The sequence below is a fragment of the Microbacterium testaceum genome (genome assembly GCF_001476655.1).
GTDB classification, from domain to species: Bacteria; Actinomycetota; Actinomycetes; order Actinomycetales; family Microbacteriaceae; genus Microbacterium; species Microbacterium testaceum_C.
Genome location: NZ_LDRT01000013.1, coordinates 1 through 26340, shown reverse-complemented (window position 1 = coordinate 26340; position 26340 = coordinate 1). Strand labels below are relative to the sequence as shown.

Annotated in this window: 28 protein-coding genes and 1 tRNA gene; 24 read left to right on the top strand and 5 right to left on the bottom strand. The window is 68.2% G+C overall.

Annotation, left to right across the window (positions count from 1 at the left end):
• The first annotated feature begins 150 nt into the window (after positions 1–150).
• The 5 genes from NS220_RS02720 (at position 151) to NS220_RS02700 (ending at position 4643) form a co-directional block, all read left to right on the top strand.
• Positions 151–1326 (top strand): GAF domain-containing sensor histidine kinase, encoded by a 1176-nt coding sequence (locus NS220_RS02720; protein ID WP_058622569.1) that lies wholly within the window; start codon positions 151–153, stop codon positions 1324–1326.
• Between the two features lie 97 nt (positions 1327–1423).
• Positions 1424–1927, top strand: a complete 504-nt coding sequence (locus NS220_RS02715) for an SRPBCC family protein (RefSeq protein ID WP_058622568.1) — start codon at positions 1424–1426, stop codon at positions 1925–1927.
• On the top strand, positions 1924–3402 hold the full coding sequence (locus NS220_RS02710) for a phytoene desaturase family protein (RefSeq protein WP_058622567.1): 1479 nt from the start codon (positions 1924–1926) through the stop codon (positions 3400–3402). The genes NS220_RS02715 and NS220_RS02710 overlap by 4 nt, the downstream gene beginning before the upstream one ends.
• 2 nt (positions 3403–3404) lie before the next feature.
• Entirely contained in the window at positions 3405–4238 is an 834-nt protein-coding gene (locus NS220_RS02705) for a DNA-formamidopyrimidine glycosylase family protein (protein ID WP_058622566.1), read from the top strand.
• Between the two features lie 9 nt (positions 4239–4247).
• Positions 4248–4643 carry a spore photoproduct lyase family protein gene (locus NS220_RS02700; protein WP_193755256.1) on the top strand — a complete coding sequence of 132 codons (396 nt, stop codon included), beginning with the start codon at positions 4248–4250 and terminating at the stop codon, positions 4641–4643.
• 6 nt (positions 4644–4649) lie between these two features.
• Here NS220_RS02700 and NS220_RS19975 read toward each other — a convergent pair whose 3' ends face one another.
• Both NS220_RS19975 and NS220_RS02695 read right to left on the bottom strand, forming a co-directional pair.
• Entirely contained in the window at positions 4650–4799 is a 150-nt protein-coding gene (locus NS220_RS19975) for a hypothetical protein (RefSeq protein ID WP_193755255.1), read from the bottom strand.
• A 194-nt stretch (positions 4800–4993) separates the two neighbouring features.
• Positions 4994–5374, bottom strand: a complete 381-nt coding sequence (locus NS220_RS02695; RefSeq protein WP_058622565.1) for a hypothetical protein — start codon at positions 5372–5374, stop codon at positions 4994–4996.
• Positions 5375–5485: 111 nt separating this feature from the next.
• Between NS220_RS02695 and NS220_RS02690 the strand changes: the two genes are divergently transcribed.
• The 6 genes from NS220_RS02690 (at position 5486) to NS220_RS02665 (ending at position 9344) form a co-directional block, all read left to right on the top strand.
• Positions 5486–6028: a MarR family winged helix-turn-helix transcriptional regulator gene (locus tag NS220_RS02690; RefSeq protein ID WP_058622564.1), complete on the top strand. Its 543-nt coding sequence runs from the start codon at positions 5486–5488 to the stop codon at positions 6026–6028.
• Positions 6025–6204: a hypothetical protein gene (locus tag NS220_RS19970; protein ID WP_058622563.1), complete on the top strand. Its 180-nt coding sequence runs from the start codon at positions 6025–6027 to the stop codon at positions 6202–6204. Before NS220_RS02690 ends, NS220_RS19970 begins: the two co-directional genes overlap by 4 nt.
• A gap of 104 nt (positions 6205–6308) precedes the next feature.
• Positions 6309–6626, top strand: a complete 318-nt coding sequence (locus tag NS220_RS02680; protein ID WP_242864512.1) for a hypothetical protein — start codon at positions 6309–6311, stop codon at positions 6624–6626.
• Positions 6627–6987: 361 nt separating this feature from the next.
• Positions 6988–8157, top strand: a complete 1170-nt coding sequence (locus NS220_RS02675; RefSeq protein WP_058622562.1) for an RtcB family protein — start codon at positions 6988–6990, stop codon at positions 8155–8157.
• Positions 8158–8229: 72 nt separating this feature from the next.
• Positions 8230–8859, top strand: a complete 630-nt coding sequence (locus NS220_RS02670) for a hypothetical protein (protein ID WP_153004131.1) — start codon at positions 8230–8232, stop codon at positions 8857–8859.
• A 215-nt stretch (positions 8860–9074) separates the two neighbouring features.
• The gene (locus NS220_RS02665; protein WP_153004130.1) at positions 9075–9344 is read left to right on the top strand and encodes a hypothetical protein; all 270 of its coding nucleotides are present in this window, start codon (positions 9075–9077) and stop codon (positions 9342–9344) included.
• 80 nt (positions 9345–9424) lie between these two features.
• Here NS220_RS02665 and NS220_RS02660 read toward each other — a convergent pair whose 3' ends face one another.
• Positions 9425–9820, bottom strand: a complete 396-nt coding sequence (locus tag NS220_RS02660; RefSeq protein WP_193755254.1) for a DUF5684 domain-containing protein — start codon at positions 9818–9820, stop codon at positions 9425–9427.
• Positions 9821–9922: 102 nt separating this feature from the next.
• Here NS220_RS02660 and NS220_RS02655 point away from each other — a divergent pair, with 102 nt between their 5' ends.
• From NS220_RS02655 to NS220_RS02650, 3 genes are all read left to right on the top strand, one after another.
• Positions 9923–10372 carry a hypothetical protein gene (locus NS220_RS02655; RefSeq protein ID WP_058622559.1) on the top strand — a complete coding sequence of 150 codons (450 nt, stop codon included), beginning with the start codon at positions 9923–9925 and terminating at the stop codon, positions 10370–10372.
• A gap of 83 nt (positions 10373–10455) precedes the next feature.
• On the top strand, positions 10456–10629 hold the full coding sequence (locus NS220_RS19965) for a hypothetical protein (RefSeq protein ID WP_193755253.1): 174 nt from the start codon (positions 10456–10458) through the stop codon (positions 10627–10629).
• A gap of 89 nt (positions 10630–10718) precedes the next feature.
• A tRNA-Arg gene (locus NS220_RS02650) sits at positions 10719–10794 on the top strand.
• A 76-nt stretch (positions 10795–10870) separates the two neighbouring features.
• Here the strand turns inward: NS220_RS02650 and NS220_RS02645 are convergent.
• On the bottom strand, positions 10871–11998 hold the full coding sequence (locus tag NS220_RS02645) for an ATP-binding protein (RefSeq protein ID WP_058622558.1): 1128 nt from the start codon (positions 11996–11998) through the stop codon (positions 10871–10873).
• Positions 11999–12183: 185 nt separating this feature from the next.
• On the opposite strand from NS220_RS02645, the gene NS220_RS02640 reads away from it, so the two are divergent.
• The 6 genes from NS220_RS02640 to NS220_RS02615 are packed head-to-tail and all read left to right on the top strand — an operon-like array spanning position 12184 to position 17430.
• On the top strand, positions 12184–12438 hold the full coding sequence (locus tag NS220_RS02640; RefSeq protein WP_058597247.1) for a DUF6458 family protein: 255 nt from the start codon (positions 12184–12186) through the stop codon (positions 12436–12438).
• A 35-nt stretch (positions 12439–12473) separates the two neighbouring features.
• A complete protein-coding gene (locus NS220_RS02635; protein WP_058622557.1) occupies positions 12474–13604 on the top strand; it encodes a serine/threonine-protein kinase in 1131 nt (376 codons plus the stop codon).
• Positions 13601–14083, top strand: a complete 483-nt coding sequence (locus NS220_RS02630; protein ID WP_058622556.1) for a hypothetical protein — start codon at positions 13601–13603, stop codon at positions 14081–14083. The genes NS220_RS02635 and NS220_RS02630 overlap by 4 nt, the downstream gene beginning before the upstream one ends.
• 55 nt (positions 14084–14138) lie before the next feature.
• The gene (locus NS220_RS02625) at positions 14139–14948 is read left to right on the top strand and encodes a transglutaminase-like domain-containing protein (RefSeq protein WP_058622555.1); all 810 of its coding nucleotides are present in this window, start codon (positions 14139–14141) and stop codon (positions 14946–14948) included.
• 39 nt (positions 14949–14987) lie between these two features.
• Positions 14988–16652 (top strand): arginine--tRNA ligase, encoded by a 1665-nt coding sequence (gene argS, locus NS220_RS02620; protein WP_058622554.1) that lies wholly within the window; start codon positions 14988–14990, stop codon positions 16650–16652.
• 4 nt (positions 16653–16656) lie between these two features.
• Positions 16657–17430, top strand: a complete 774-nt coding sequence (locus NS220_RS02615; RefSeq protein ID WP_058622553.1) for an LmeA family phospholipid-binding protein — start codon at positions 16657–16659, stop codon at positions 17428–17430.
• A 99-nt stretch (positions 17431–17529) separates the two neighbouring features.
• On the opposite strand, the gene NS220_RS02610 is transcribed toward NS220_RS02615, so the two are convergent.
• On the bottom strand, positions 17530–18303 hold the full coding sequence (locus NS220_RS02610) for a hypothetical protein (protein ID WP_206542984.1): 774 nt from the start codon (positions 18301–18303) through the stop codon (positions 17530–17532).
• A gap of 630 nt (positions 18304–18933) precedes the next feature.
• On the opposite strand from NS220_RS02610, the gene NS220_RS02605 reads away from it, so the two are divergent.
• The 4 genes from NS220_RS02605 to NS220_RS02590 all read left to right on the top strand — a co-directional run bounded on the left by NS220_RS02605 (position 18934) and on the right by NS220_RS02590 (position 25674).
• Positions 18934–19932, top strand: coding sequence for a hypothetical protein (locus NS220_RS02605; protein WP_153004129.1), 999 nt, complete (start codon positions 18934–18936; stop codon positions 19930–19932).
• On the top strand, positions 19929–21836 hold the full coding sequence (locus NS220_RS02600) for a hypothetical protein (RefSeq protein WP_153004128.1): 1908 nt from the start codon (positions 19929–19931) through the stop codon (positions 21834–21836). Before NS220_RS02605 ends, NS220_RS02600 begins: the two co-directional genes overlap by 4 nt.
• A gap of 437 nt (positions 21837–22273) precedes the next feature.
• The gene (locus NS220_RS02595) at positions 22274–24565 is read left to right on the top strand and encodes a M60 family metallopeptidase (RefSeq protein WP_193755252.1); all 2292 of its coding nucleotides are present in this window, start codon (positions 22274–22276) and stop codon (positions 24563–24565) included.
• A 137-nt stretch (positions 24566–24702) separates the two neighbouring features.
• On the top strand, positions 24703–25674 hold the full coding sequence (locus tag NS220_RS02590) for a MauE/DoxX family redox-associated membrane protein (RefSeq protein WP_058622548.1): 972 nt from the start codon (positions 24703–24705) through the stop codon (positions 25672–25674).
• The last annotated feature ends 666 nt before the right edge of the window (positions 25675–26340 follow it).

The following is a 26340-nucleotide window of genomic DNA, read 5'->3' as shown; positions in this document are numbered from 1 at the left end:
TCTGCAGGGGTCTGGGGGAAGGGCGCGGGAGTGCTCATGACGTCACTCTCCGGGCGTCCGTGCGCCCGCGCGACCCCCTTCCGCCTCGGCCGCGCGAGGTGTAACCGCACTAGGCTCGACGGGTGAGGAGCACCACAAAAGGGGGACGACATGTCCACGGCGCATGACGTCACGAGACGAGAGGCGATCGCGCAATACCGGCTCGTCGGAGCGCCGTCCGAGCCCGATCTGCAGGGGCTCGTCGAACTCGCGGCAACCGTCTGCGGGGTTCCCACCGCGGTCATCAACATCATCGACGACCGTATGCAGCATCAGGTGGCCGCGGTCGGTCTCACGGCGGCCTCCTGCTCCCGCGAGGACTCGATGTGCGCCGCCGTCATCACCACCCCGGGGCGCGTCGTCGTCCCGGACGCGCAGCTCGACCCGCGCTTCGCGACGAACGCCTTCGTGACGGGTGAGGTCGCGAACGTACGGTTCTACGCGTCCAGCCCGCTCATCACGCCCGCGGGCGTGGCGATCGGCACTCTCTGCGTCTTCGACGACGTCGTCGGAGAGCTCTCGGATGCCAGCGCCCACGCCCTCGACCTGCTCGCGCACCAGGTCATCGACGTCCTCGAGCTCCGTCGCATCCAGCGCGAGCTCGTGGAATCCAACTCTCAGCTCGAACAGTTCGCCGTGCAGGTCAGCCATGACCTGCGCAATCCGTTGACCGCTCTGGCCGGCTTCATCGAGCTGGCGGCCGACAGTCCCGAGATGGCGGAGGCACCGCGCGCTGCGCAATCCCTCGTGCGGGCCGAGGCCGCCGCGAGCCGGATGACGTCGATGGTCACCGACCTCCTCGACTTCGCCCGGATGGGTGGTACCCGACCGAGCATCACCGAGGTCGACCTCGCCGCCACGGTGGACGCGGTGCGGGAAGACCTCGACGGTGCTCTGGTGAGCACGGGGGCGGAGATCACGGTGGGGGAGTCCACCGTCGTCCGCGCCGATGACACCCTCCTGCGGGTGCTGCTGCAGAACCTCATCGCCAACGCGGTGAAGTTCACGGTCGCCGCCGAGCGGACGCCGCGTATTGACGTCGCGGTCGAGACGCTCCCCGACGGCTGGCGGATCACCGTCGACGACAACGGCGAGGCGATCGAGCCGGGACTGCGTGACCGATTGTTCGAACCGATGCAGCGCGGTCACGGCGCCGACGTGCCGGGCATCGGCATCGGTCTGGCGACGTGCCGACGCATCATCGACGCGCACCACGGCTCGATCGGCCTCGACGCCTCGCCCGAGGGCGGCACGCGCGCGTGGTTCGTCCTCCCGAACTCCGGATGACGGTTACCGGGCGAACCGCTCGAGCGCAACCGTCGCGACGACCTCCGCCGCATCCCCGTAGCGTGGACGCACATCCCGACGACCAGGAGGAGGGACTGTGGCCCGCAATGTGCGCCTGATGCGATGCGCCCCCGGGGACGTCTTCCGCGTCCTCGCGAACGGCTGGCTGTACCCCCTCTGGGTCGTCGGCGCATCGCGAATGCGCGACGTGGGCGAGGAGTGGCCCGCGCAGGGATCCACATTGCACCACTCCTTCGGGTCGTGGCCGGCGCTCGTGAACGACACGACCGTCATGCGGGTGTGGGACCCGCCGCGCCGCGCGGTCCTCGAACCCCATGGCGGCCCGATCGGCGTCGCCCGCGTGGCGATCGACGTGAAGGCCCGCGGTGACATGTGCGTCGTCCGCATCCAGGAGGAGCCGGTGACGGGCCCGACGAAGCTGCTTCCGGATGTCGTCTTCGATGCGATCACACGGTGGCGCAACGCCGAGACACTGCACCGCCTCGCGTACCTTGCCGAGGGCGGCGCGCCGGGCACGAGCGGCGGTTCCACCGCGCTCGGCCACGAGTCCACCGCCGAGCGGGAGCCGATCGACCGATGAGTGAGAGGTACGACGCGATCGTGGTGGGCTCGGGACCGAACGGTCTCGCCGCCGCGGTGACCCTCGCCCGTTCCGGGCTGTCGGTGGCGGTCTACGAACGCGCCGGCACCTTCGGGGGAGCGGCCTCCACGGCGGAGTCGACTCTGCCCGGCTTCCGTCACGATGTGGGCTCTGCCGTACACCCGCTCGCCCTGGAGTCGTGGTTCTTCCGAGAGTTCGGGCTCGATCGCCGGGTGCCGTTCGTGGTGCCCGAGATCTCCTACGCGCACCCCCTCGACGGCGGTCGCGCCGGGCTGGCCTTCCGCGACCTCGATCGCGCCTCCGACGCGCTCGGAGTCGACGGCCCCGCCTACGAGCGGATCATGCGCCCCCTGGTCGAGCACCTGCGCGGGGTCGCCGACTTCACGGGCAATGCCCTGCTGCGCGTCCCCGGCGACCCTCTCGCCGCCTTCTTCTTCGGCATCCGTTCGCTCGAACAGGGCGGACCGTGGTGGAACGCCCGCTTCCGCGAGGAGGTCGCGCCGTCTCTCATGACGGGTGTCTCGGCCCACACGATCCTGCGTCAGCCGAGCCTCGCCGCCGGGGGTGCGGGGCTCGTCCTCGCCACGTACGGCCACGGGCGCGGCTGGCCGATCCCGATCGGGGGCAGCCAGTCGATCGCCGACGCGATGATCGCCGACATCCGCGCGCACGGCGGCGTGCTGCACGCCGGTGTCGAGGTCACCTCCCTCGGCGAGCTCCCGCCCGCGCGTGCCGTGCTGCTCGACACCACGCCGCGCGCCCTCCTTCGTCTCGCGGGGGACCGGATGCCACCCGCTTACCGTCGTGCCCTCGAGCGGTTCCGCTACGGCGGAGGCGTCGCCAAGGTCGACTTCGCGTTGAGCGACCCGGTGCCGTGGGCGAACGCCGACGTCGCCCGTTCCGGCACGGTGCACATCGGCGGCACGCGCGCCGAGATCGCGGCCGCCGAGAACGCCGTCGTCCGCGGAAATCTGCCGGACGCTCCGTACGTCCTCGCCGCCCAGCCGACGCTGTTCGACGCAAGCCGCGCCCCGGAGGGCACGCACGTCCTCTGGGCGTACACGCACGTGCCGTCGGGGAGCCCGGCGGACCGCGAGGAGGCGATCGTCCGGCAGATCGAGCGCTTCGCCCCCGGCTTCCGCGACACGGTGCTGGCCTCGACCTCGCGCACGGCCGAGGACATCGCGGCGTGGAACCCCAACTTCCCGGGCGGGGACATCTCCGCAGGCGCCCCGACGCTCTCGCAGCTCGTGGGGCGCCCGATCTACAGTCCCGACCCCTGGCGCACCCCGATGAAGGGGGTGTACCTGTGCTCGTCGTCGACGAGCCCGGGACCCGGTGTCCACGGGCTCGCGGGGTGGCACGCGGCTCTCAGCGCACTCCGCCACGAGTTCGGCACGCGCCTGCGGCCCGACCTGGCCCCACGCGACGACCAGCTCGTGCCGGCACCCTGATCGTGCCGGAGGGCGACAGCGTCTACCGGCTGCGGCAGCGCCTCACCGCCGCCACCATCGGCCATCGCGTGCGCGATGGGGAGCTCCGGTCCGGCGCAGCCGCCGGCACCGCGCTCGCGGGGCTGCGCATCGAGGGCTACGACACCCACGGCAAGCACCTGCTGACCCGCTTCGACGACGGCACCACCTTGCACACCCACCTGCGCATGCAGGGCGGGTGGACGATCACCCGCGCGGGGCGCGCCCTCCCGACCGCCGCGCGCGAGAAGGCGAGGGTCCGCATGCGCCTCGACGACGGCCGCGAGGTCTGGGGACTCGACATCCCCGTGGTCGACCTCGTGCCCACCGCGCGCGAGCGCGACGTCATCGGGCATCTCGGGCCCGATCCGTTGAGGGAGGACTGGGATGCCGCGGATGCCGTCCGCCGATTGTCCTCCCGGCCCGAGCGGCCCCTGGTCGCCGCGCTCCTCGACCAGACGCGCATCGCCGGTCTCGGCAACCTGTGGGTCAACGAGTTGGCGTTCTTGCGCGGCATCCATCCTTTCGCCCCCATCGGAGCGACCGATCTCGAGGCGCTCATCGCCCTGGCAGCGCGATGTCTGCGGATCTCCGCCACCGTCCCGGGGATGTACCAGGTCACGACGGGAGATCGGCGCCGGGGCTCGTCGCACTGGGTCGCGGGACGTGCCGGCCGTCCGTGCCTGCGGTGCGGGACGCGGGTCCTCGTCCGTGAAGAGGTCCGGGACGATCCCGAGCAGCGCCGCACCTGGTGGTGTCCGCGATGTCAGCCCCACCCGGGTACTCCCGCCGGCGCCGATGTCGGAGCCCCGGAGTAGAACGGAACGATGGCCGAGCGCATCGCCGCGATCAACGACTTCGTCGAGGCCGGGTACGAGGTGCACGTGAACTTCTCGCCCGTGATCCTCACTCCGACGTGGCTGGACGACGGGGCCGAGCTGTTCGATGAGATCGACGCGACCCTTCATCCTCGCGCCAAGGCGCAACTGGCGTGCGAGGTGATCTTCCTCACGCACAACGAATCGCAGCACGAGGTCAACCTCGGTTGGCACCCCCGGGGCGAGGAACTGCTGTGGACGCCGGCGACGCAGGAGCAGAAGCACCCCCAGAACGGCGCGATCAATGTGCGCTACCGGCATCCGTCGAAGGCGCAAAGCGTGGCGGCCCTGACGGCGCTGATCGCCGAGAGGCTTCCGTACTGCCGCGTCCGCTACGCGTTCTGAGGGCGGTTACGAGATGTCGCCGGTGGGGGAGTCCGAGGTGGTCGCGGCGTTGTCGGCATCCTGCTGAGCCGCCGCGCCCTCTTCGGGTGATTCGCTCCCGGTGCCGTTCGAGTCCTGATCGGGGGCGTCGTCCGCGCGACCGTCGTGGTTCGTCATGCTGTCTCCGTTCGTCGGGGGCCTCTTCGTGGCTCGCGAGAGACGCTCGCACGGTGACCCCCGCGTGTCCAGGGGGTCGACGCGTGCACACAGGTGTCAGAGGGGAGCGACGCCGTACCGCTCCGCGAACGCGGCGGCGGCGGCGTCCTCGAAGTCGTCCGCCTCATCGCGCAGGTCGATGTCGTTCATCTCGTTCACAGAAACGGTGCCAGGGCGCCGGCGGTCAGCGCGAACCCCAGGGCGGTCACACCGACGGCGGTGGCGGCCGCGAGACGGGCACGCTCGGCCTGGACGCGTCGCGCGACGTTGAGCGGATGCGTCGTGCTCCGCAGAGACGATTTGGCCGCCTTCAGGCCGTCGTACCGGCCGATCGGGATGCCGTGGGCGTCGCGCGCGACATAGCCGCCGGCCACCTGGTCGACGCAGCCGAAGTATTCGCCGGCGCGATGCGCGACCCAGAATCCGGTGTCGACCTTTGCCCACATCGTGCGCGTGGATGTCGTCGCCACGGCGGGAGCGGGGCGGTCTGCGATCGCGACCGACTTGGGAGAGGAGGGGTCAGATGCCGGGTTCATGGGTGCTCCTTTCGCGAGTGCTTAGCTTCACTGAGAACATACTCGCTTAGTAACTAACTCGTTTAACTATTTTTCTGGGGTATAGTTCACCCAACCGAGGGGAGATCAGCCGTGACCGACGTCGATCTCGCGAACCGCGGCACGACCGCCAACCAGCCCAGCTACTGGTACGGCGACGCCGTCTCGGATCGCCGGCAGCGCCACAAGGCCGTGCTCGAAGCTCTCCGCATCTACCGCGCCGCCGAGGTGGCCATGCGTCGCCGCACCCGGGACTCGATGTCGATGGGTGAGAACGAGCTCCTCGTGCTGCGCTATCTCCTGCGCGGCACGGCCGACGGAGTGCGGCCCGGAGAACTCACGCGCTACCTCGGTCTCTCGACGGCCTCCACGACTGCTTTGCTCGACAGGTTGGAGCGCTCCGGGCACATCGTCCGCGTCGCCAACCCCCACGACCGCCGCAGTGTCTTCATCCAGTCGACTCCACGCGCCGACGAAGAGGTGCGACAGACGCTCGGCAAGATGCACAGCCGCATGCTGGCGGCCGTCATCGACATGTCACCCGAGGAGTCCGCCGTCGTGGTGGCATTCCTTCGCCGGATGAGCGATGCCGTCGACGGAGTCGCGGTCGAGGGCGCGACGGACGCGTCCTCGTGATCTACGTGCTCGTCGGCGGACCGCGCGACGGACAGCACGTGGACGACCTCCCGCGTGGCTACCGGCTCTCTCTGTCGGATCCCCCTCCGGAGCGGTTCGGTGAGTTCGAGACCGTCCGCGCCGTCTGGTTTGAGCTCGACCAAGCGGTGTTCCGTCCCGCCCGCTCTCGCGACTGAGGGCGTACCGCACCGTCCCCGTCCAAGCAACCCACCCCCCTCACCCTTTCGGGACACCTCAGGGTGAAGGAATGCGCTGCGTGACATATGCCGGGGAAACCGTGATGACAACCGATGACGTCGCGTCGTCGCTCATCGAACTGACGGCGGCGGTCGCCAAGGAAGGCCAGGCCGAGGCGGTGAGTATCCCGATCGTCACGAGCGACAGGAAGGTCGCCCAAGCCGAGCTCGTCATCGGCGTCGGGAATGACGTCCTGTCCGCGCCCGTGGAATGGGACGACGAAGAGCCCGACTTCTCGTCCGCCGCCAAAGAGCTCAAGAACCATCGCCTCTACCCCCAGACGCAGCTGCGCATGGTGGAACCCGACGCCGACGACGAGGGGGCCATCGACTGGGACTTCGATCAACCGACCGAGGCCTGAGACCCCCACCCGACGAGGTGATCGGGTGAAACGGATGCCGCGACTCTTGCGCCGAGTCGGCGGCATCCGTTATGTTCGCAAGTCCGCGCCACTCGGCGCGGGATGCCGAGGAAAGACGAGACGATGACCGCGAACCGCGATCGCCGCCTGGAGCAGCAGGGGCAGCAGGACACGTTCCTGCCGTTCCTCCTCCCGTCGTACCCTCCGGCGCCGGTCGTCTAGACACCCGTCTTCTCACGCCCCGCACCGTCAGGTCGGGGCGTTTCTCTTTCCACGCGAGTGGGGGAGTGTGCCCGCACCTGAGGCTCCCCCACCGCGCCCTCGCCTCACGCGAGCGCGCATCACCCGAAGGAAAGGATCCATGCAGAAGCTCACCGAACGACTGGTGTCGTGGGCGAGCCTGATCGATGAGAAGACCATCGAGCAGGCCCGTACCTCGTCGCGCATGCCGTTCATCCACCCCCACCTGGCCCTCATGCCCGACGCCCACCTGGGCCTGGGCGCGACGGTCGGCTCGGTCATCCCGACGCTCGGCGCCATCATGCCCGCGGCCGTCGGAGTCGACATCGGTTGCGGCATGATCGCCGTCAAGACGCAGTTCGACGCCGCAGACCTCGACGGCCGAGACCTCGCGGAACTCCGGCAGCAGATCGAGCGGGCCATCCCGCTCTCGGCCGGTCGTGACAACCGCAAGATCGTCGCGACCGCCGAGCCACGTGTCGCGGAGCTCGAGGCGCTCGCCGAGAAGGCGGAGTTCGACCCCGCGTCGTACGCCGGCCATTGGCGGCAGCAGCTCGGATCGCTGGGCAGCGGCAACCACTTCATCGAGATCTCGCTCGACGAGAACGACGACGTGTGGATGTTCCTGCACTCCGGCTCCCGCGGGGTCGGCAACCGGATCGCGCAGCACCACATCAAGGTGGCGCAGCGGCTCGCGAAGCAGTGGTGGATCGAGCTTCCGCACCCCGACCTGGCCTACCTGGTCGAAGGGACGCCCGAGTTCACCCGGTACATCCGCGAACTGCGCTGGGCTCAGCACTTCGCCCTGCTCAACCGCGAGGAGATGATGGACCGCGTCGCGAACCAGCTCGGCCGCTTCCTCGACACCCCCGTCGAGGAGCGCGAGCGGATCAACTGCCACCACAACTTCACCGAGTCCGAGAGGCACTTCGGCACGCAGGTGTGGGTGTCCCGCAAGGGGGCGATCATGGCCGACGCCGGCCGCCCGGGACTCATCCCGGGGTCGATGGGCACCGCGTCGTACGTCGTCGAGGGGCGGGGCAACGCCATGGCCCTGAACTCGTCTCCGCACGGCGCCGGCCGGGAGTACTCGCGGTCGGCCGCGCGCAAGACGTTCACGCACGAGCAGCTGCGCGAAGCCATGGCGGGGATTGAGTACCGCGACACCGAGGCCTTCATCGACGAGATCCCGCAGGCGTACAAGCCGATCGACCGGGTGATGGCGGATGCCGCCGACCTGGTGACCGTGCGCCACACGCTGCGGCAGATCGTGAACGTGAAGGGCGACTGAGACGGATGCCACGGATGCGACCCCGCGTCCGTGGCATCCGTTGTTCCCGGCCGCCCCGCATAGCCTGGGCAGATGCGCGCGAGAACGAGGACGTGGAGAACCGGGGGCATCCTGCTCGGAGTGGCGGGGTTGCTGACCCTCCTCGCGGGGCAGTACATGCTCAGTCCGACCGTCCTGCGGGTCGTGATCGATCTCGTCTGGGCAGCGGGCGTCATCTGCTTCGCTGTGGGGTTCTCCCGCGACGCGAGTGTCGTCGCGCGGCGCCCGCTCGGCATGACGGCGCTGGTCGTCGTCGCGGTCACCCCGCTCGTGTTCGACGGCATCACGATCGCTCTGCCCGAGCCGCTCTCCGCGAGCGACCCCGCCGTGGTCGCGAGCTCCGTCGTCTCCTGGGGCGGGTGGATCGTCTCGATGGCCGCCGGACTCGTCGCCGCGGTGCAGATCGCCCGTTTGGGCGCGGTGCCGCGCCGGTGGCGATGGATGCCGATGTGGGCACTCGGCCTGAGCGTCGGCGCGGCGGCCTTGCAGTACATCACGGTGTCCGTGCTCTTCGGAGCCGGCGCCGGGCAGGACGTCCTCGTGATCGCGAACATGATCGGCATCGTGGCGGTGCTCGCGCCGACTCTGGGGTTGGGGGTCATCGCGCTCGTCGCGGCGGCGTCGGAGCGCCCGGACAGCATCGACGTCTACCGTTCGGCGTAGCGAGAGCATCCCGCGTGTGGCTCCGCTGACCAAGGGGGCCACAAATACACCTTGAGGTGGATGCGCGCGTTCACCGTCGTTCGAGAACATGAACTGTCGCCGCCGCTCCGCGCGCGCGACGGATCCCCGGGAGAGACACTCATGCCTTCGACCGCCGTCATGGACTCATCGCCCCTCGCCGCCCCCTCGGCTCGCGAAGCCGCCGGGGGGTGCGCATGAGCCCCGCGAACGCGCTCGAGCGTCAGCGCGTCACCATCCGCGCGGCGCAGGCGCGGCTCGCCGCCTTCATCGCGAGCACGGCGGCCGATGTCGAAGACGCCGCGCGGGATGCCGAGGCGGCCCTGCGCACGGCGGTGTCCTCGGGTGCGGGCCTCGAGCGCGTCTCGGCCGAGCTCGAGCTGAGTCCCCGTGCCCTGCGCGCGATCCTCGAGGGGTCGGTGCGCCTCCGCAGCCTTCACCCGGACGACCGGCTCCGCCCCGTGTGACGCTCCCCGTATGGAGAAGGCCCCGACGAGCGCACTTTCGAGCTCGTCGGGGCCCCCGGGGCCGGCATCCGGGATCGTGTTCAGCGGATCCGTTCCGCGCGGTAGGTGTCGCTGCTGAAGGCGAGGATCAGATAGCCGATGATGTGCAGCAGCACCAGCAGCACGATCGAGAAGAACCAGCCGTGGCCGAAGGCGCGCCCCACGCGGATCGACACGATGATGTAGAACACGAACCCGACGATCGGGATCAGGTACAGCAGGGCGAACCATCCCGAGAACCCGGCGATCTTGGTCAGGAAGACGAGGTTGACGATGGGGATGATCGCGAGCCAGCCGGGGTACCCGGCCTTGGTGAACACGCGCCACAGTGCCACGACGAGGAGCACGTAGACGGCGAGTCCGATGAGCGAGTTGGTCGCGCTGAGCGCGAAGATCGATGTCTGGTCGGTGATGGAATACGGGCTCGAACTGTGCATGCGCTCATCGTAGGGGTCTCCCAGCCTCTTTTCAGGTTCGGATTCCGGATGCCGCGCCCCGGTGCCGGGGTTACGCTCGGGGGACGCGACGCGGGAGGTCTGATGGGCGAGCGCAGATTCGAGTGGGGCGGCCTGAGCGCCGACCGCGCCGACTACGTCACCGCCGCCGAGGCCCTGGCCATGCTCGAGGTGCTGGCGATCGCGCACACCGACCTCGACGTCGTCACGGAGCTGCGCGACGGAGCAGCCCGTGCGCGCTTCGCGCGCGGAGGACGCTGGGCGGCCGTGTCGACGCCCGGATCGCGGTGGTTCTCGGTCGAGACCGACACGGGCCATCGCACACAGCTCGTCGACACCACCTCGTCGAAAGACGAGAGCGCCCGGCTGCTGGCCGTCTACGTCGACATCGCCGAGGCGTACGTCCGCGGAGACGCGGTGCCGGCGCGCTCCGGCGTGCTCGGGGGGACCTCCGTGACCGTGGACGTGAACGGTCGGTCCGTCGTGTTGACTCCGCCGTTCGGCCGCCGCGTGAGGGCGCTGTTCGGGCGATAGGCCCGGCTGCCGCCGGGGTCAAGCCTCTGGGGCGCTCGCCCTCGCCTTGCCAGGGTGAGGGGGTAAGCGACGAGAGGAATGCCATGAGCGACCCCCAGAACTCCGCCCCCGCCGATGACGCCGCCGACCTGGGCGACGACCCCACGGTCAAGCCGAGCCAGGAGAACGACCCCGACGAGGCGTCGAAGGCGCCCACGAAGGACGACCCCACCGTCGACCACCACGCCACCGGGATCGGTGTCATCGGAGAAGAGTGATCCGGATGCCGCGCCCCCGGCGTCGTCTCGCCCGAACGGGTCCGGCGGCGTCGGGGGTGGTCGCGGTGCGGTGATAACCTTGACCGTCCGCCTCCGTAGCTCAGGGGATAGAGCGTTGGTTTCCGGTACCAAAGGTCGCAGGTTCGATTCCTGTCGGGGGCACCAGAAAGAAGGCCGCGATCGATGATCGCGGCCTTCGCCGTTCCGTGAGCGGGGGTTCGTCGCCGCCACGCGAGACCATTCACCCGAACCGCCGTCCTGTTTCACCAGCCCCTTCGGTGCCGGACCGCTCCTCGATGAGCCCCGCCGCGCACAGCGCTTCCACTGCCGACCGCACCGCGCTCGCCGCGTCGCCGTCGGCGGGGACGCCATGACGGCGCACCGCGGCCGCGACCAGCTCATCGAACGAGACGCCGTCCGCGGCCCACCAGAGTGCGGGGCCCACGCCGTCGATGATGTGGACAGCGGTCTCGTCGTTCGCGCTGCGCTGCATGAGTACCAGGCGGTCTCCGTCGATGGAGATGGCATCCAGGACCGGCGTGCGTCCGAACCCCCTCGCCGCCGCCTCACGAATCGGCGATTGCGGGGCGGTAGAGGTCAGGGGCGTCCTCGGTGGGGTGGCGAAGACGGCGCGAACCAGTGCGACGGTGTCCTCGGCCTCGCGGTATCGCAGACGAAGAGCGCCACCGACGCCCTCGATGCGGCCCACGATCGTGCGCAGGGGAGCGTCGAGCTCGGAGAGGTAGCTGCATTGCGGGGCGATCGCGCCGATGGCGTCCGCGATGTCGAGGGGCTCGAGTCGGGCGGGGGTGTCGATCTCGGCGCGGTCCAGAACGACGATCGCGTGCAACCTCAGCGGCGCGTCGGGGAGTTCGCGCAGACCCAGACCGGCGGGAGAGGCCTGACGCTTCGCCCGCGCGGCGTCGTCGATGATCGACAGCGGCTTGCGGTACGGCAGCACCCCGCCTCCCGCGTCGATGCCGACGCTCTCGTCGGTGACGTACGCGAACTCGCGCGCGAGCCTCGACATCAGCGTGGTCTTGCCCATGCCGGATCGACCCGAGAACATCACCACCCGTCCGTGCTCGTCGGCGACGGCGCCGGCGTGCACCATCCAGATCTCCCCGCGCCGCGCGGCCAGGGCGGCGAGGGTGACCTGCGTCGTGACGTCGGCGACCGTGTCGTCGAAGTGGAAACGGGGCCGCGGCGTGACCGTGGCGACGGGCGGCAGCTCGCTGCTCGATCGAGCGCCCGACCATGCTTCGGTGAGCTGCCCGAGATCCCGAGAGGGCAGGCCGCTCCCGTCGATGCGGATCGAGACGCCGAGAGCATCGACGTCGAGATGGTGATCGCCGGTGAACGTCGTCATGTGGCCTTCCTCGTGCCGCTCCGGGGGCCGGCACGGCCGACAGTCTGACCGAGACGCGAGGTCGCGTGTCCTCGAGGATCCCCTTCGCGATGGGGGTGAAGCGCACGTCTGACGGCCTTGTCAAGACCATCCGACGTATTCGCACGTCGTTGGGATGCTGGAACATCTCTCGAAAGGGGTCTCCCATGAGTATCGGAGCCGGTATCGCGCTCTTCGTCATCGGCGCCATCCTCGCCTTCGCCGTGAACCTGCCGAATGATTTCGTGAACCTGAGCATGATCGGGTACATCATGATGGGTGCGGGCGTCGTCGTCTTCCTCATCGGAATCGTTCTGCTCGTGCGGCGTCGCCAAACCGACACCGTCACCCGTACCGAAGGAGTCGGGGGAGCGCAGGTCACCCGTTCGACGACGCGCTCTTCGAACGACGACCTCGTCTGAATGCTCTCGGGGTCACCGCCCCCGAGAAAGCGATCATGACCGATTCGAATCCCACCGTGCCGTACGACGCGTCCGTCGACGACCTGTTCGACGGACGTTACCGCCTGGGCAGGCTGTTGGGTCGGGGCGGTTACGCCCGGGTCTATGAGGCGATGGATACCTCGCTCGGGCGGACGGTCGCACTCAAGGTGATCGATGGAGAAGGAGCGGATCCGGCGGACGCAGCGCGCGTACGTTCCGAGATCCGTCTCCTCGCCTCTCTCTCGCATCCCTCGTTGGTCACGCTGTACGACGCACGCCTGGCGTCCACCCCCGCGTATCTGTCGATGGAGCTCATCGCCGGTCCCACTCTCGCCGACCTCATCGCCCGCGGCCCGATCGCGGAGCCGGAGGTCGCGCGCATCGGTGCCGAGATCGCCGAGGCCTTCGCGGTGATCCACTCCCGCGGAATCGTCCACCGTGACGTCAAGCCCTCCAACATCCTCATCCGTCCGGGCGGCCATCCCGGCGAGACGCCGCGCGCGACGCTCGCCGATTTCGGCATCGCGTCGCTCGTCGGCTCCACCCGCCTCACCAAAGCCGAGACGGTCGTCGGTACCGCCGCCTACCTGAGCCCGGAGCAAGCTCGGGGGATGCCGGCGGCTCCCGCGAGCGACATCTATTCGCTCGGGTTGGTCCTCCTCGAGGCGCTGACGGGCACCCGGCCGTTCTCGGGCCGCACCCCGCACGAGGCGCTCGCCGCGCGTCTCGTGGCCGCGCCGGAGATCCCCGCCGACCTCGCGGCACCGTGGCGGGAGGTTCTCGAAGGCATGACCGCCACGAATCCTGCGGAGCGACCGGATGCCGCGGGCCTCATCGCTGCGCTCCGCTCCCTGTCCGTCGGTGCCGGGACCGGAACTCCCGTCGTCTCCGAGGCCGCGGCGACGCAAACCCGGGTTCTTCGGGGGGACACCGCCCCCACGCGCGTCCTGGCGGAAGAACGCCCTCGACGCCCCCGCCGGTGGCTGCTCGTGGCATCCGTCATTGTCGTTCTGCTCGCGGGAGGCGGGATCGCCACGGTAGCGGCGTTGAGCGGTTCGCCGGCGGGCGCTGCGCCGGATCTCCCCGCACTGCCGTCGCCGTTGGACCAGCACCTCGGCGAACTCTGGACCGAGGTCGGGCCGTGAGACGACGCTTCCTGCCCTGTGCCGGTCTGCTGCTCGCCGCCGCGATCGCACTCACCGGCTGCACGCCCCCGGCGGCCGAACCCACCGCGTGGCAGAGCACCGTGCAGACGGTCGCGAACCAGGCTTCGGCGGGGGACTACGCGTCGGCCCTCGCCACCCTTGATGCGCTCGAAGCCGAGGTGGTCTCCCGTCGCGACGCGGGCACTCTCTCGACGGGCGAGGCCGAGGCCATCCTGGGGCGGATCGCCGCGGTCCGCGCCGACCTGACCTCGCTGACACCCACGCCCACCCCGACTTCCACCCCGACCGCGGAGCCGGCTCCAGACGAGCAGCCGACGATCTCCGACGACGACGGAGCCGACGACGAGCAGCCGGCGGACCCCGGCCAGCAAGGCCCGGGCGGGAACGACAAGGGCAAAGGTCCGGGCAAGGACGACAAGGGCCCGGGCTCGGGAGGCCCCGGCAAGAAGGACGGCTAGGAGGTCTTCTCGCGCGGCGGGCCGAACCGCCCTCGGGACATGCGAGGATTACCCGGTGCCGCGCCGGGTGACCGCTGAACTCGACCTCGATCTGGGGGCGTCCGTCGACCTCATCTTCCAGATCACCGCCGCCCAGGGCGTCCCCCTGGCGAGCGAGAGTCTGACCTTCTCGCAGGGCGGTCGTCTGTACACGCCGACCGAGATCGTCGATCAGTCGGGAAGCCGCCTGCACCGCCTCACGGCCGAGCAGGGTCCACTCGCCGTGCGGTACGACGCCGTCGTCCAGGGGCCGTCGCAGACGCCGCACACGAGTGATCTCGAGACCATCACGTACCTGCGACCGAGTCGCTACTGTCAGTCCGACGAGGTCTTTGCGCAGGCGCGCCGCCAGTTCCGCGGCCTCGCGGGGGCAGACCTGCTGGCCGCGGTGTCGAGCTTCGTGGCATCCACGGTCACCTACACGCCCGGCCTCAGTCTCGGCACCGACAGCGCGGTCACGACCCTCATGACCGGGCAAGGCGTTTGCCGGGACTACGCGCACGTCGTCATCGCCCTGCTGCGCGCGATGGACATGCCGGCCCGCTACGCCGCGTGCTTCGCCCCGGGCCTCGAGCCGATGGACTTCCACGCCGTGGCCGAGGCCTACCTCGACGGCGCCTGGTACGTCGTCGATGCGACCCGCCTCGCTGATCGCCGCTCGCTGGTGCGCATCGCGACGGGTCGCGACGCCGCCGATTGCGCCTTCCTCAGCTATCACGGCGGGTACGTCGGCCTCGAGCGGATGCACGTCGACGCGGTTCTGGAGAACGAGATTCCGGATGCCACGACCCCCGACGACCACGAAGCCCTGGTGCAGATCGCCTGACGCGGCCTCCCAGGTGACGCGCCCTAGAATTGCAGGGCTATGGATCCCGCTGCCCTCTCCGCTGCCCTGCTCGCCGTCATCGCCCCGCTCGCGGAGGCGCGACGAGAGGGCTCTTCGGCGGGGCTGAGCGCCGCCGACCTGCCCCTCGAGCGGCCGAAGAACCGCGACCACGGCGACTGGGCCTCCAACGCCGCGATGAAGCTCGCCAAGGTCGTCGGCGCGAACCCGCGGGAGTTCGCCGCCGAGATCGCCGCGGGCCTCACCTCCGTCGATGGCATCGCGAGCGTCGAGGTCGCCGGGCCCGGCTTCATCAACATCCGCCTGGATGCCGCGGCCGCCGGAGCCTTGGCGAAGACGATCGTCGACCAGGGTGCGGCGTTCGGGACGAACGACTCCCGCGCCGACGAGGTCATCAACCTCGAGTTCGTCAGCGCCAACCCCACCGGCCCGATCCACCTCGGTGGCACGCGCTGGGCGGCACTCGGCGACGCCCTCGCGCGCATCCTCTCGTCGCAGGGCGCCCAGGTGACCCGCGAGTACTACTTCAACGACCACGGCGCGCAGATCGACCGCTTCGCCCGCAGCCTCGTCGCCGCCCACCAGGGCGACCCGACTCCCGACGACGGATACGGCGGCGCGTACATCCACGACATCGCCCAGCGCGTGACCGAGGCCTACGACGGCGACATCGACGCGCTCGACGCGGCGGCGAAGCAGGAGGCCTTCCGCGAGCTCGGCGTGAATTTCATGTTCGACGAGATCAAGCAGTCGCTCCACGAGTTCGGCGTCGACTTCGACGTGTACTTCCACGAGAACGACCTGCACAACTCGGGCGCGGTCGAGCGCGCCGTCGCGCGGCTTCGCGAACTCGGCCACATCTTCGAGGCCGACGGGGCGACCTGGCTGCGCTCGACCGAGTTCGGCGACGACAAAGACCGTGTCATCATCAAGTCCGACGGGCAGCCCGCCTACATCTCGGGCGACCTGGCGTACTACCTCGACAAGCGCGAGCGCGGCTTCAACCGCTGCATCATCATGCTCGGCGCCGACCACCACGGGTACGTCCAGCGCCTCATGGCGATGTGCGCCGCCTTCGGCGACGAGCCGAACGTCAACCTGCAGGTGCTCATCGGCCAGATGGTCAACCTCGTGCGCGACGGCCAGCCGATGCGCATGTCGAAGCGCGCCGGAACCGTGGTGACCCTCGAGGACCTCGTCGAGATCGTCGGGGTGGATGCCGCCCGCTACGCCCTCACGCGCAGCTCCGCCGACTCGAACCTCGACATCGACCTCGACGTGCTGCAGAAGCGCACGAACGACAACCCGGTGTTCTACGTGCAGTACGCCCACGCGCGCACGCACAACGTGGCGCGCAACGCCACGGCATCCGGAGTCGACCGCTCCGAGTTCGCGCCCGAGCTCCTCGACCACGAGTCGGAGTCGGCGCTGCTCGGTGCCCTGCAGGAGTACCCGCGGATCGTCGCTCACGCCGCCGACGTCCGCGAGCCGCACCGCGTCGCCCGTTACCTCGAGGAGCTCGCGGGCCTCTACCACCGCTGGTACGACAACTGCCGTGTCATTCCGCTCAGCGACGCTCCCGTCGAGACGGTGCACCGCACCCGACTGTGGCTGAACGACGCGACGGGTCAGGTGCTCCGCAACGGTCTGACCCTGCTGGGCGTCTCCGCTCCGGAGCGGATGTAAGCGGATGACGGATGCCGCGGCCCCGCGCCCGCGTAACAGCCGCCGATGGATCGCGATCCTCATCGTGGTCGTCGTGCTGGTGACGGGTGCGGTGGTCGCCGCGGAGTTCATCGCGCGTTCCGTCGTGACCAGCACGGTGCGCTCGCTCGTCGTGAAGAACGTCGGCCTGCCGGACGATCAGAACGTCGATGTGGCGGTCGCCGGGATCGTGCTCCCGCAGGTGCTCGGCGGGCGTCTCGACGACGTGACGATCACGTCGAACGACGTCACCCTCGGCCCCATCACGGGCGACGTCGTGGTGGACATGCGGGGTGTTCCGGTCTCGGGTGGCGCGGCCGCCGAGGGGGGAACGGCGTCGGTGGCGCTCGACGAGGATCAGCTGCGCACCCTCTTGGCGCAGATCCCGGGCTTCCCGTCCGGAACGGTCCAGATGGCGGCGCCTGACCTCGCGTTCGTCAACGAGCTCTCCGTCTTCGGTGTGGGGATTCCCGTCGGCGTCTCCGTCACCCCGGGTGCGGCGAACGGCGATCTGACGCTCACCCCCGCCGGGTTCGAGCTCGGTGGCAACAGCATCGACGCCGAGACTCTCCGTTCCCAGTTCGGGGGAGTGGCTGACTCGATCCTCGGCACGCGGAGCCTGTGTATAGCCGACCGGCTCCCCGCGGCCCTCAGGCTGACGTCAGCCACCGTCCAGGGACAGAATCTGCTGGCCGGTTTCGACATCGACGGAGGCCTGCTGAACGATCCCGCACTTCAGCGCGACGGGTTCTGCGACTGATGGCGCAGCACCGATAACGTCTCTCCGCTGACGGGTCGGCCGTCGGCTGGCTGAAGGCCAGGGTCATGGAGGCAAGCTTCTCCGCCCCGGGAGACTTCTTCACCGGTCCGCCGCGAGGCGCGTACCCGACGCTCGCTCAGCGCGCTTGAAAGCGCGCGACGAAGAGAACCCGGCGCGGGTCGCGCGCGTTTCACCCGAGACATCCGCGGACGCCCCCGCGGCGAGTTCAAGGCGCACGGCGCGGATTCGCTCGCTGGGAGTCGTGTCTGTCCCGACGTAGGCTCTGGCCAGGTAGCTGCGCGACACGCCGAGCTTGTCAGCGAGCACGGCGACCGTGAACTCGGGCGAGTTCGCGTGCCTGTGGATGACGTGCTCGCTTCGAAGGCGCAGTCGGGTGAACGCCGTCGTCGTGGTGTCCCTTTCTGCGGGCGGCACCACGGGCGCGATCTCCGAAGCCACCGCCGACGCCAGGTACTCGATCGCGGACTGCACGGCCGTGAAGCTGTCGGCATCCGTATCAACCTCGCCGTTGAGAAGGGCGTTCACGGTGTTCGCCAGCAGGCGCCAGCTCGACGTCAGGGTGTCGACCGCGAGTACCCCCTGCACCTCGCGCGCGGTGGCGAGCCGCGATCGCGATCGAACCTCGATACGCGCCGTCGACTGCGGGGCTCGGTAAGCGGGCAGGATGCCTGGTCCGATGCGAGCGGATCCGCCGGCTGAGAGGCGCACCGGATCCGAGACGAACGAATCGACGGTGAGGTCGCCCTCGACCTGGAGGAGTATGCCGGGCTGCGGTTCTGCGGCGAGACGAGGCGCGATCGGTGTGAGCACGGCTGCGGTGTGCCACACGCGGCGGACCATGAACGAGTCCACGCTGACCTCATCGGCGAAGACGCGGAGAGGATCTGATCCGGCAAGAGGCTCCGCGTGCCACCCGCGAGTGGTGAACCAGCGCTGAGCAGCGGCTCCGAGAAGCGCAACGCGGGGTGGCTGAACCGGGGACATCGGGCCTTTGAGCTCGGTGGCCGATTCCTCCTGCGTCATGACTTCGAGGTCTCCCTTCTTAGATGGCGGATGAGGGCGCGTCGAGCAGCGACAGTTACTCGGGACGTGGGTACACGTTGACAACTGCCGCGCATCGGACTCCTGAAACGACGACTGCTTTCACCTGAATCTGCGACTGATATCACTCGTCGAAGCGGCGAGCTCGGCGACCGCCTGTCGCGACCTGACGGGGCATGTGAACCGAAGCGAACCAATATGTGACGCGGCAAGAGGGCGAGGTGGACCGAACGGCTCGTCGTCGATGACTCTGTTGAGCGTCGCGATGCAACGGATCGATTCACGCATCCCTATCCCTCGCCGACGTTCGCCCGTGCCCATTGCTAAGGAGCCACCACTGTGACTGATCGCACGTCCGAGTCTCTGTCCCGATTCGTCGACGGCGAGAGTGGTTCGCCCGCTGTCGCCCGCCGCCACATCATCCAGGGAGCAGCCTGGAGCGTGCCGGTCATCATGTTCGCGACGACGACACCCGCCTTCGCCGCATCGACCACGCCGGTCGACCTTTCGTTCGATAAGTCGAGCTACTCGGCTAGCGGCTGCTCCAGCATCTCCGGGGTCAAGATCACCGCGATGTCCAACAAGGTGGCAAAAGCGGGCGTCTCCGTCTCTGTCTCCCTCCCCCAGGGGTACGCGTTCAGTACGGGGTCGACCACCTACTCCGGGGTCAGCGATACGAATGGTGTTGTCGCTCTCCCGGCCATCTCCACTCCCGGCGCAGGGGGAACGGTCGTGCTCACCGCCGTGGCCGCGGCAACGGCGAGCACCTCGTCTGCGCAGGCGAGTGCGAATGCTGCGGTGACCCCGAACGTCGTCGCCGCGGTCGCGAACTCGTCATCCTCGGGAAGCGCCGTGTCCGGCGTCGCGTCCGACTCTCAACCACTCGGTGGCGGATACTTCCTCGCGTCGGACGGGTCTCTCTACAACCAGAGCACTGTCGTCGCCTCGGGCGTCCTAAGCGCCAAGGTCTACACCTCCCCGTCAGCGACGTTCGTGAGCTACAACACGAATTCGGGTGGCAGCCGTCTGTCGGGCAGCACCGTGGCCGAGAGCTATTCGGGAGTTCCGACGAATGCGACGTCGGTGGGGGCCGACTACTACCTGACGACGGGCGGCGACCTGTACTACAAGGGCTCGAAGGTGGCGAGCGGAGTGCAATCGGCTGCCGGTTCTTATCGCAACTCGCACTACGCAGCCGACTACATCGACGGCAATGGGCAGCTGTTCATCCTTTACGAGGGAGTGCAGCAGGGATCCGCGATCTCGTTCCCCTCCGAGTCGAACGTCGCCGTGAAGCCGCTCGGATCCGGGTTCTTCCTGACGGGCTCGGGGGCCTCTATTACCAGAACACCAAGCTCGCCGCGGGTGTGTACAGCGCCTTCGTTCAGGGCCGGTACTACGAAAACGAAGTGTGCTACTTCAACGACGCTTCGGGTATGAAGGTAGCCAACGTTTCGGGGATCATCGAATCCTACGCGGGCGTTCCCTCAGATTCTGTGGCTGTTGGTGCGGCCTACTTTCTGCGTCCCTCCGGCCAGCTCTATTTCCGTAACACTGTCGTCGCCACGGGCGTCGCGAAGGCCGCGGGAGACTGGGACAACAACTACTACTTCGTCACGTACGTGACGTCGGCCGGAGCGGTCTATCGGTACGGCGCCGGAGACGCAAGCCAGGCCGGCAAGACTTGGGGGCCGATTCAGTACTCGGGTATCCCATCTCTGAGCTATCCGACTCCGCTGGGTTCCGGTTTCTCTCTGACCGGTTCTGGTGAACTTTTCAGTGCCAATACCAAGATTGCTTCCGGTGTCTTCAGCGCGTTTGTGCAGGGTCGTTTTTACGAGAATGAAGTCTGCTACTTCAACGACGCGTCGGGGGCGAAAGTGGCGAACATCGGAGGCGTCATCGAAGCGTATGCCGGTCTTCCGGCCGACGCGGTCGCGGTCGGTGCAGCATACTTCTTGCGTCCGTCCGGTCAGCTCTACTTCCGCAACAACGTCATCGCCACGGGTGTCGCGAAGGCGATGGGGGATTGGGACAACAATTACTACTTCGTCACGTACGTGACATCGGCCGGTGCGGTGTATCGGTACGGTGTCGGCGACAGAAGCGACGCCGGGAAGACCTGGGGTCCGATCCAGTGGACCGCTGTACCCGGGAGTTCGACACCGGTCGGTCATGCGTTTGTCCTGGCCCCCTCGGGTGATCTGTACTACGGCAATGACAAGATCGCCTCGAACATTTCGTCGGCGAGTGGGTGGGCGCTGAACACCTGGAAGGGTCAGGCGTCGCTGATCGCGAAGGACGGCACGACACGGATGTTCCTCGATGATGGGTCGCGCTCCTTCACGAACCTCACCACGAACTTCGCAGGCGCGACAGCACTCGTCGCAGGTTACTTCCTCAAGGCCGACGGAACGCTCTTCTACCAGGACAGTCAGGTGGCAACCGGCGTTCAGGCTGCCCAGGGAAACATCAAGGACGCCGCCAAGGCATCCATCGTCCTGAAGAACGGAGTCGTGGAACAAGCTACGGGCACATCACTCAGCGCGCCGTATCCGGCTGTTCCTGTGAAGCCGAGTCCTGTCGGTCATGCGTTCGTGCTCGCCCCCTCCGGTGATCTGTACTACGCCAATGACAAGATCGCCTCGAACATCTCGTCGGCGAGTGGGTGGACCCTGAACACCTGGAAGGGTCAGGCGTCGATGATCGCGAAGGACGGCACTGCACGGATGTTCCTCGATGATGGGTCGCGCACCTTCACGAACCTCACCACGAACTTCGCGGGCGCAACGGCTCTCGTGGGGGGCTACTTCTTCACGTCCGACGGGAAGGTCTTCTACCAGGACACCCAGGTCGCAACGGGCGTCCAGGCTGCCCAGGGAAACATCAAGGACGCCGCCAAAGCATCCATCGTCCTGAGCAACGGGCTGGCCGAGCAGGCGAACGGATCGAGCGTCGTCGCAACCTTCGCGGTGATCGCCAACCGCCCCAAGGCTGTGGGAGGGGGCTTCTGCCTGACCCCGGGGGGAAACCTCTACTACGGCAGTTCTCAAGTCCTTTCGAGCGTCGCCAGTGCGGTGGGGTGGGGCGCAGCCGGCACACCGATCTGCTCGGCTCTGGGCACCGACGGAAAGGTGCGAAAGATCCAGTGGTCGAATGGTTCGGCGTCCACGACCACTCTGTCGACCGACTTCTCCGGGGCGCTCGTTCTCGGCGGGGGATACATTCTCGCGGCCTCCGGCGCTTTGTATCTCGGGGACACGGCCGTTGAGACGCAGGCGATCACCGCCCAGGGTACGCAGGGCTCGACAAGCATCGCGTCCTACACGAAGTACGCGTGCTAAGGCCTGATGCGAGTGCCGCAGGGGGATTGCGTCGAGGCCGGGCGCCCGGTCGGCGATCCCTCATGCTGAGCAACGCAGGCATCCTCGTCTGCATCGCATCGTGATTCGATGAGCCGTGTCGGCGGGAGTCGTTATGACCGCCGACACGGCCCTCGTCATGTCGGCGACGGCAAGCTCAGTAGCGAGACGACGACCGAACCGGGCCGTATACTCGCCCATTCATTCGGAGTGCCGGGGATCTTGTCCGGGTCCCACCATGAGGCCATGATTTTCCGACCGGCGATCGGTCCTCTGAGCCCCTCGAGCGGTTGACTTCACCCGGCTCAGTGCTACACGTCCAGGGGGTCGGTTCGCGATTCCGACGTACCGTTCAACGTCGGACACGCCCGATGATCTCCATCGGACGCGCCGATCGAAGGGGGGACAGAGCAATGACCGTGGATGCCACACGTCGGGCCATTCTTGCCGGCGGGGTCTGGGCCGTGCCGGTGCTTACTGCGGCCGTGCACGCGCCCCTGGTTGCGGCGAGTTCGCCGGGGCGCATCGCGGTTGCGACATCACGTTCCTCGCTCTACCCCGACGAGGTGACCACGGTGCGGGCGACTAGCGTCGATGACTCGGGTCGCCCCCGTAGTGGCGAGCCGATGACCCTGGCGCTGAGCGACCCCGCGCAGGGCGTGATCGATCAGCCGTCAGGTGTCACCAATGGCTCGGGCGTCTATGAGACGACCATGCGTATACGAAGCGGGGCAGTTGCGGCGACGGGCATGCTCACGGTCAGTTCGGCCTCGGGCAACGCGAGCACGGCATTCGAGATCAGGCCATTGTCCGTCGTGATGCACGACTCCACGGGCACCACGACGCGCATCATCGCCCTGCCTCACGGAGGCCAGGACGAGACCGCCGCTCTCGAGAACCGCGGCTTCACTCACAGCGACCTGCAGCCCACCGGGCGCCACGTCGTCGCGGGCGACGTGCTGGACGTCGTGGTCGATGCGGATGCGCCGCCCACACTCTCGCTGGCAATCGGTGTGCGGGGCCCGTGGCGCGACTTCAACGGCGGCCAGGGCAGGGAGCTGACCACCGTCGCTCTCACTCCCGGTCGCCAGAGCATCACGGCCGCTCAGGACGGCATCGTCTTCGTCACGAACTCGTCGACCGAGCGTGCGGCCGGCGTCACGCTCTCGGGGGGAAGCCCCCACCCCGTCTGGGTGAAAGACCGGACCAAGCCGGAGGAGTTTTCCGCGCAGCTCTCTTCCTGGTCGGCGTCGCCGGTCGTCAGCCTCATCGGCGACCGAGCGTTCGCCGATTTCCAACGGCGGCTGGTCGATGACATGCGAAGCAGGAGTGTCAGCTGGGACGCAGCCGATGTGGTGCGGCGACTGGACCGGATCCTCTCCTTTACCTGCGATGTGTATGGGCTCTCATATGCCGCCGTGGGCATAGCCCGCAAGCGACCGGGTCGGGTCTACTTCTCCGGGGCGGATTCCGGTGCGGGGTGGGCCTTCGCCACCAATCAGTGGTTGTGCTTCCAAATCGACACCGGCGCGAGCGAGACGTTGCTCACCACACCGGACACATGGGGCGTCTGGCATGAGGTCGGACACACGTTCCAGACGCCGTCGTACACGTGGGGCGGTCTGGGCGAGGTCACCGTGAACATCTCCTCCCTTGCGCTGCAGCAGCGGCTCACCGGCGAGCACCGTCTGGATCAGTGGCCCGAGGCGAAGGACCGCATCGCGAGATTCTTCGCGCAGCCGGTCGCTGATCGCAGCTTCTCACGGCTCACGGACGAAGACCCCTTCTACCCCTTGTTCCTCTTCGACCAGTTGCGCCAGTCCTTCGGCGAGGGGTTCTACCCCGCGGTGAGCCAGGCTTACCGCGTGCGTCGAATCCGGGGCCTGGCGATGCCATCCACCGATCAAGAGAAGAAGGACCTCTTCGCCCAGGTCGCCTCTCAGGTCGCGGATCGCAACCTGGGGCCGTTCTTCACCGCCTGGGGCGTTCCGATCTCGGCCTCCGTGCTGTCGGCGCTCCAGTCCTACCCCGCCTTGCAGAACCAGATCTGGACCGCCATCGACTCGCGGGACGCGCACCGCGAGCGCACCGTGGGATACAACCTTCCCGTCGGGACTTTCGCGGCATCGAATGCGGCGCTGTATCTGGGTGATCGTGACTCGTCGATCGGGAACGTATCGGAGACGTCCTCGCTCGACGGATCTCCGAGTTCCGTGGTCGGCAGGGAATCGTCCGCCATCAATGTCGGACCGACCGAGGGGCGCGTCGTCGCCATCCTGCAGGCGACAGATGGCACGCAAGAGGTTCTGTGGCGAGCGGTACCGGTCACGGTGACCTCAGCATTGTTGTTCGTCGGGTGGTACGACAAGCTCGTGGGCTGGATCGGCATGAGCGCGGACGGCAGCAGGCTCGTCGTGACCTCGACAGGGGCGACGCCGCACGAGTACTACTTCCAGGGGAAGCTCTACTATCAGGTGACTCTGCAGAACGCATCGCGTCAGACCGTGGCGACGGTCACTGTGAACGGCGACGAGACTCACGACAAGGTCGTCGCGGCCCTGAACGGGGTGGCGGTTTCGTCGGGCTATCGCTTGCGGGTGAACGCGGCGGAGCCTTCGCGGGTTCGCGTGTATCAGGACAGTGCGCAGGTGGGAACCCTGTCAACCACTCCGCAGACTATCGTCATCCGCAACGGGCGGTTCGTCGTGTGACACCGCCGAAGCGGTCGCTGAGCCTGACCGGGCTGACGAACACTCTCTCGAGCGCCTGGGAATCATGCCGGTTCACCCGAGCACCCCTGGAGGGGCTCTCCGCTTCCTCCTTCTTCGTCTTTCCGCACACTGGCTGAGTGGACACGCTGATATCGGGCCTGGGCTTCCTGCTCGTGCTGGTTCTCGCATTCAGCGGGACCGCCAAGCTCCATGCGTCGGCCGCCGCCGAGCGGTCGGTCACCGCTCTCCGGCTGGAACGATGGATCTCGCGGCCGCGCCTCGCGATCACGAGCCTCGCACTGATCGAGCTCGCCTGCGCCGTCTGTATGGTCACGGGGACCGGCGCGGTCTATCTGGCGGCGGTGGTCGTTGCGTGGGCGATGACAGTCGGGTTTCTCGTCGTGGCCGTGCGAGCCTCGCGGCTCGGCTCTTCGGAAGACTGCGGCTGCTTCGGAGAGATGGTCGCGTCGCCCGTGGGCGCGGTGACGACCCGTCGCAATCTCGCTCTCGCGACTGTGGCCTCGCTTTCCGCGGTTAGCGCTTTCCTGTGCTTCGTCGCCGGGCGGACTCCGTCCCTCTTCGGCGGAGGCGTCGAGTCCGCGGGGGCCGCGTTGGTCGCGGTCCTGGCGTGCATCGTCGGTGCACTCGGATTCGCCGGGTCCCGTCACTCGGCCATACCTGTGGCGAGGGAACAGGTGAATCCACGCGGGGCGCCTGCACTGGTGGCGGCGTTGGACGGTGAAGTAGTCGACCCGCTACAGAGGGCACTGCGTGGCCGGGCGCAGCTGCTCGTCTTCGTTCGACCCGGGTGTTCTTCGTGCGATGACGTCACGGACGCTGCGCAGTCGTCGCCATTGGGTGAGGTTGAGCCGCGGATCGTCATGGCGGTGGGGGACGGCGGCCACGTCCCTCGAGATCGAAGTGAGCGCGCGGCGCTCGCACATGCGGACCTGTCGGGTACGCTCGCCGAGCACCTCGGTCTCCCCGCTGGACGTCCGGCAGCTGCGTTGGTCACGACCGAAGGCAGGATCTTGATGCCGTTCGCCGAAGGGCGGGAACAGGTCCTCGACCTCATCTCCACGGTCGTCGCAGCTCAGGCGTCGCGCTGAGCGGGAAGCGGCCCGATGCCGGTGGACGGCTTCGCGCCGCTGTGTTCGATGAGACCAGGCGTCGCCGCCTCCATGATCGCGCGACGATGTCGGGTGAGATTTCGACGAGGCCAGGTGAACTGACCTGCCGCCCGCCGCGGCAGCGATGAAGCGGATGGACGACTTCCACGGAGACCGGTGATCGCACGTGAACCTTCGGTTCGTCTGCGGGGCGGCGTCTGCCTGTGCGGCTGGGGTCATTTCACCCTGAAGGGCGCGGACAGGGGTGGTTTCGAAAGACGTTCGATGCGCGGTCTACTTTCGTCGTCTGCCGGCAGCCGTGCCGGTCATTCGCGTCAGCTTGAGGAGCTTCTTGTGACCCTGGACCAGACTTCGTCGCCCGTTTCGCCGTCATACGCCGCCCCCCTGCCGGGGGGGGGGGGGGGGTATGCCCCCGCTCCCGCTTCCCTGGGTTGCACGGGGGGGCCATTTCTTGCCGGACCAGCTTGGAGCATTCCGATTTTTTCGATGCCTTGGGCAACGGCGTCTTGCCGGAACACCACCCGGGCGTTAAACCTACCGCTCGCGGCTCCCCTTTCGGGATGTCTTTTATAACCATCTACCCCTGCCCACGATCTTACCCGTACCGCTCTCTTCGTACGCAGCCCCCTCATAAGCACGACTACA

Excerpts from the sequence above, each read along its gene's own strand:
- NS220_RS02720 (WP_058622569.1), top strand. The coding sequence starts at position 151 with ATGTCCACGGCGCATGACGTCACGAGACGAGAGGCGATCGCGCAATAC.
- NS220_RS02710 (WP_058622567.1), top strand. The coding sequence starts at position 1,924 with ATGAGTGAGAGGTACGACGCGATCGTGGTGGGCTCGGGACCGAACGGT.
- NS220_RS02700 (WP_193755256.1), top strand. The coding sequence starts at position 4,248 with ATGGCCGAGCGCATCGCCGCGATCAACGACTTCGTCGAGGCCGGGTAC.
- NS220_RS19975 (WP_193755255.1), bottom strand. The coding sequence starts at position 4,799 with ATGACGAACCACGACGGTCGCGCGGACGACGCCCCCGATCAGGACTCG.
- NS220_RS02695 (WP_058622565.1), bottom strand. The coding sequence starts at position 5,374 with ATGAACCCGGCATCTGACCCCTCCTCTCCCAAGTCGGTCGCGATCGCA.
- NS220_RS02680 (WP_242864512.1), top strand. The coding sequence starts at position 6,309 with ATGACAACCGATGACGTCGCGTCGTCGCTCATCGAACTGACGGCGGCG.
- NS220_RS02675 (WP_058622562.1), top strand. The coding sequence starts at position 6,988 with ATGCAGAAGCTCACCGAACGACTGGTGTCGTGGGCGAGCCTGATCGAT.
- NS220_RS02670 (WP_153004131.1), top strand. The coding sequence starts at position 8,230 with ATGCGCGCGAGAACGAGGACGTGGAGAACCGGGGGCATCCTGCTCGGA.
- NS220_RS02665 (WP_153004130.1), top strand. The coding sequence starts at position 9,075 with ATGAGCCCCGCGAACGCGCTCGAGCGTCAGCGCGTCACCATCCGCGCG.
- NS220_RS02660 (WP_193755254.1), bottom strand. The coding sequence starts at position 9,820 with ATGCACAGTTCGAGCCCGTATTCCATCACCGACCAGACATCGATCTTC.
- NS220_RS02655 (WP_058622559.1), top strand. The coding sequence starts at position 9,923 with ATGGGCGAGCGCAGATTCGAGTGGGGCGGCCTGAGCGCCGACCGCGCC.
- NS220_RS19965 (WP_193755253.1), top strand. The coding sequence starts at position 10,456 with ATGAGCGACCCCCAGAACTCCGCCCCCGCCGATGACGCCGCCGACCTG.
- NS220_RS02645 (WP_058622558.1), bottom strand. The coding sequence starts at position 11,998 with ATGACGACGTTCACCGGCGATCACCATCTCGACGTCGATGCTCTCGGC.
- NS220_RS02640 (WP_058597247.1), top strand. The coding sequence starts at position 12,184 with ATGAGTATCGGAGCCGGTATCGCGCTCTTCGTCATCGGCGCCATCCTC.
- NS220_RS02635 (WP_058622557.1), top strand. The coding sequence starts at position 12,474 with ATGACCGATTCGAATCCCACCGTGCCGTACGACGCGTCCGTCGACGAC.
- argS (WP_058622554.1), top strand. The coding sequence starts at position 14,988 with ATGGATCCCGCTGCCCTCTCCGCTGCCCTGCTCGCCGTCATCGCCCCG.
- NS220_RS02615 (WP_058622553.1), top strand. The coding sequence starts at position 16,657 with ATGACGGATGCCGCGGCCCCGCGCCCGCGTAACAGCCGCCGATGGATC.
- NS220_RS02600 (WP_153004128.1), top strand. The coding sequence starts at position 19,929 with ATGAAGGTAGCCAACGTTTCGGGGATCATCGAATCCTACGCGGGCGTT.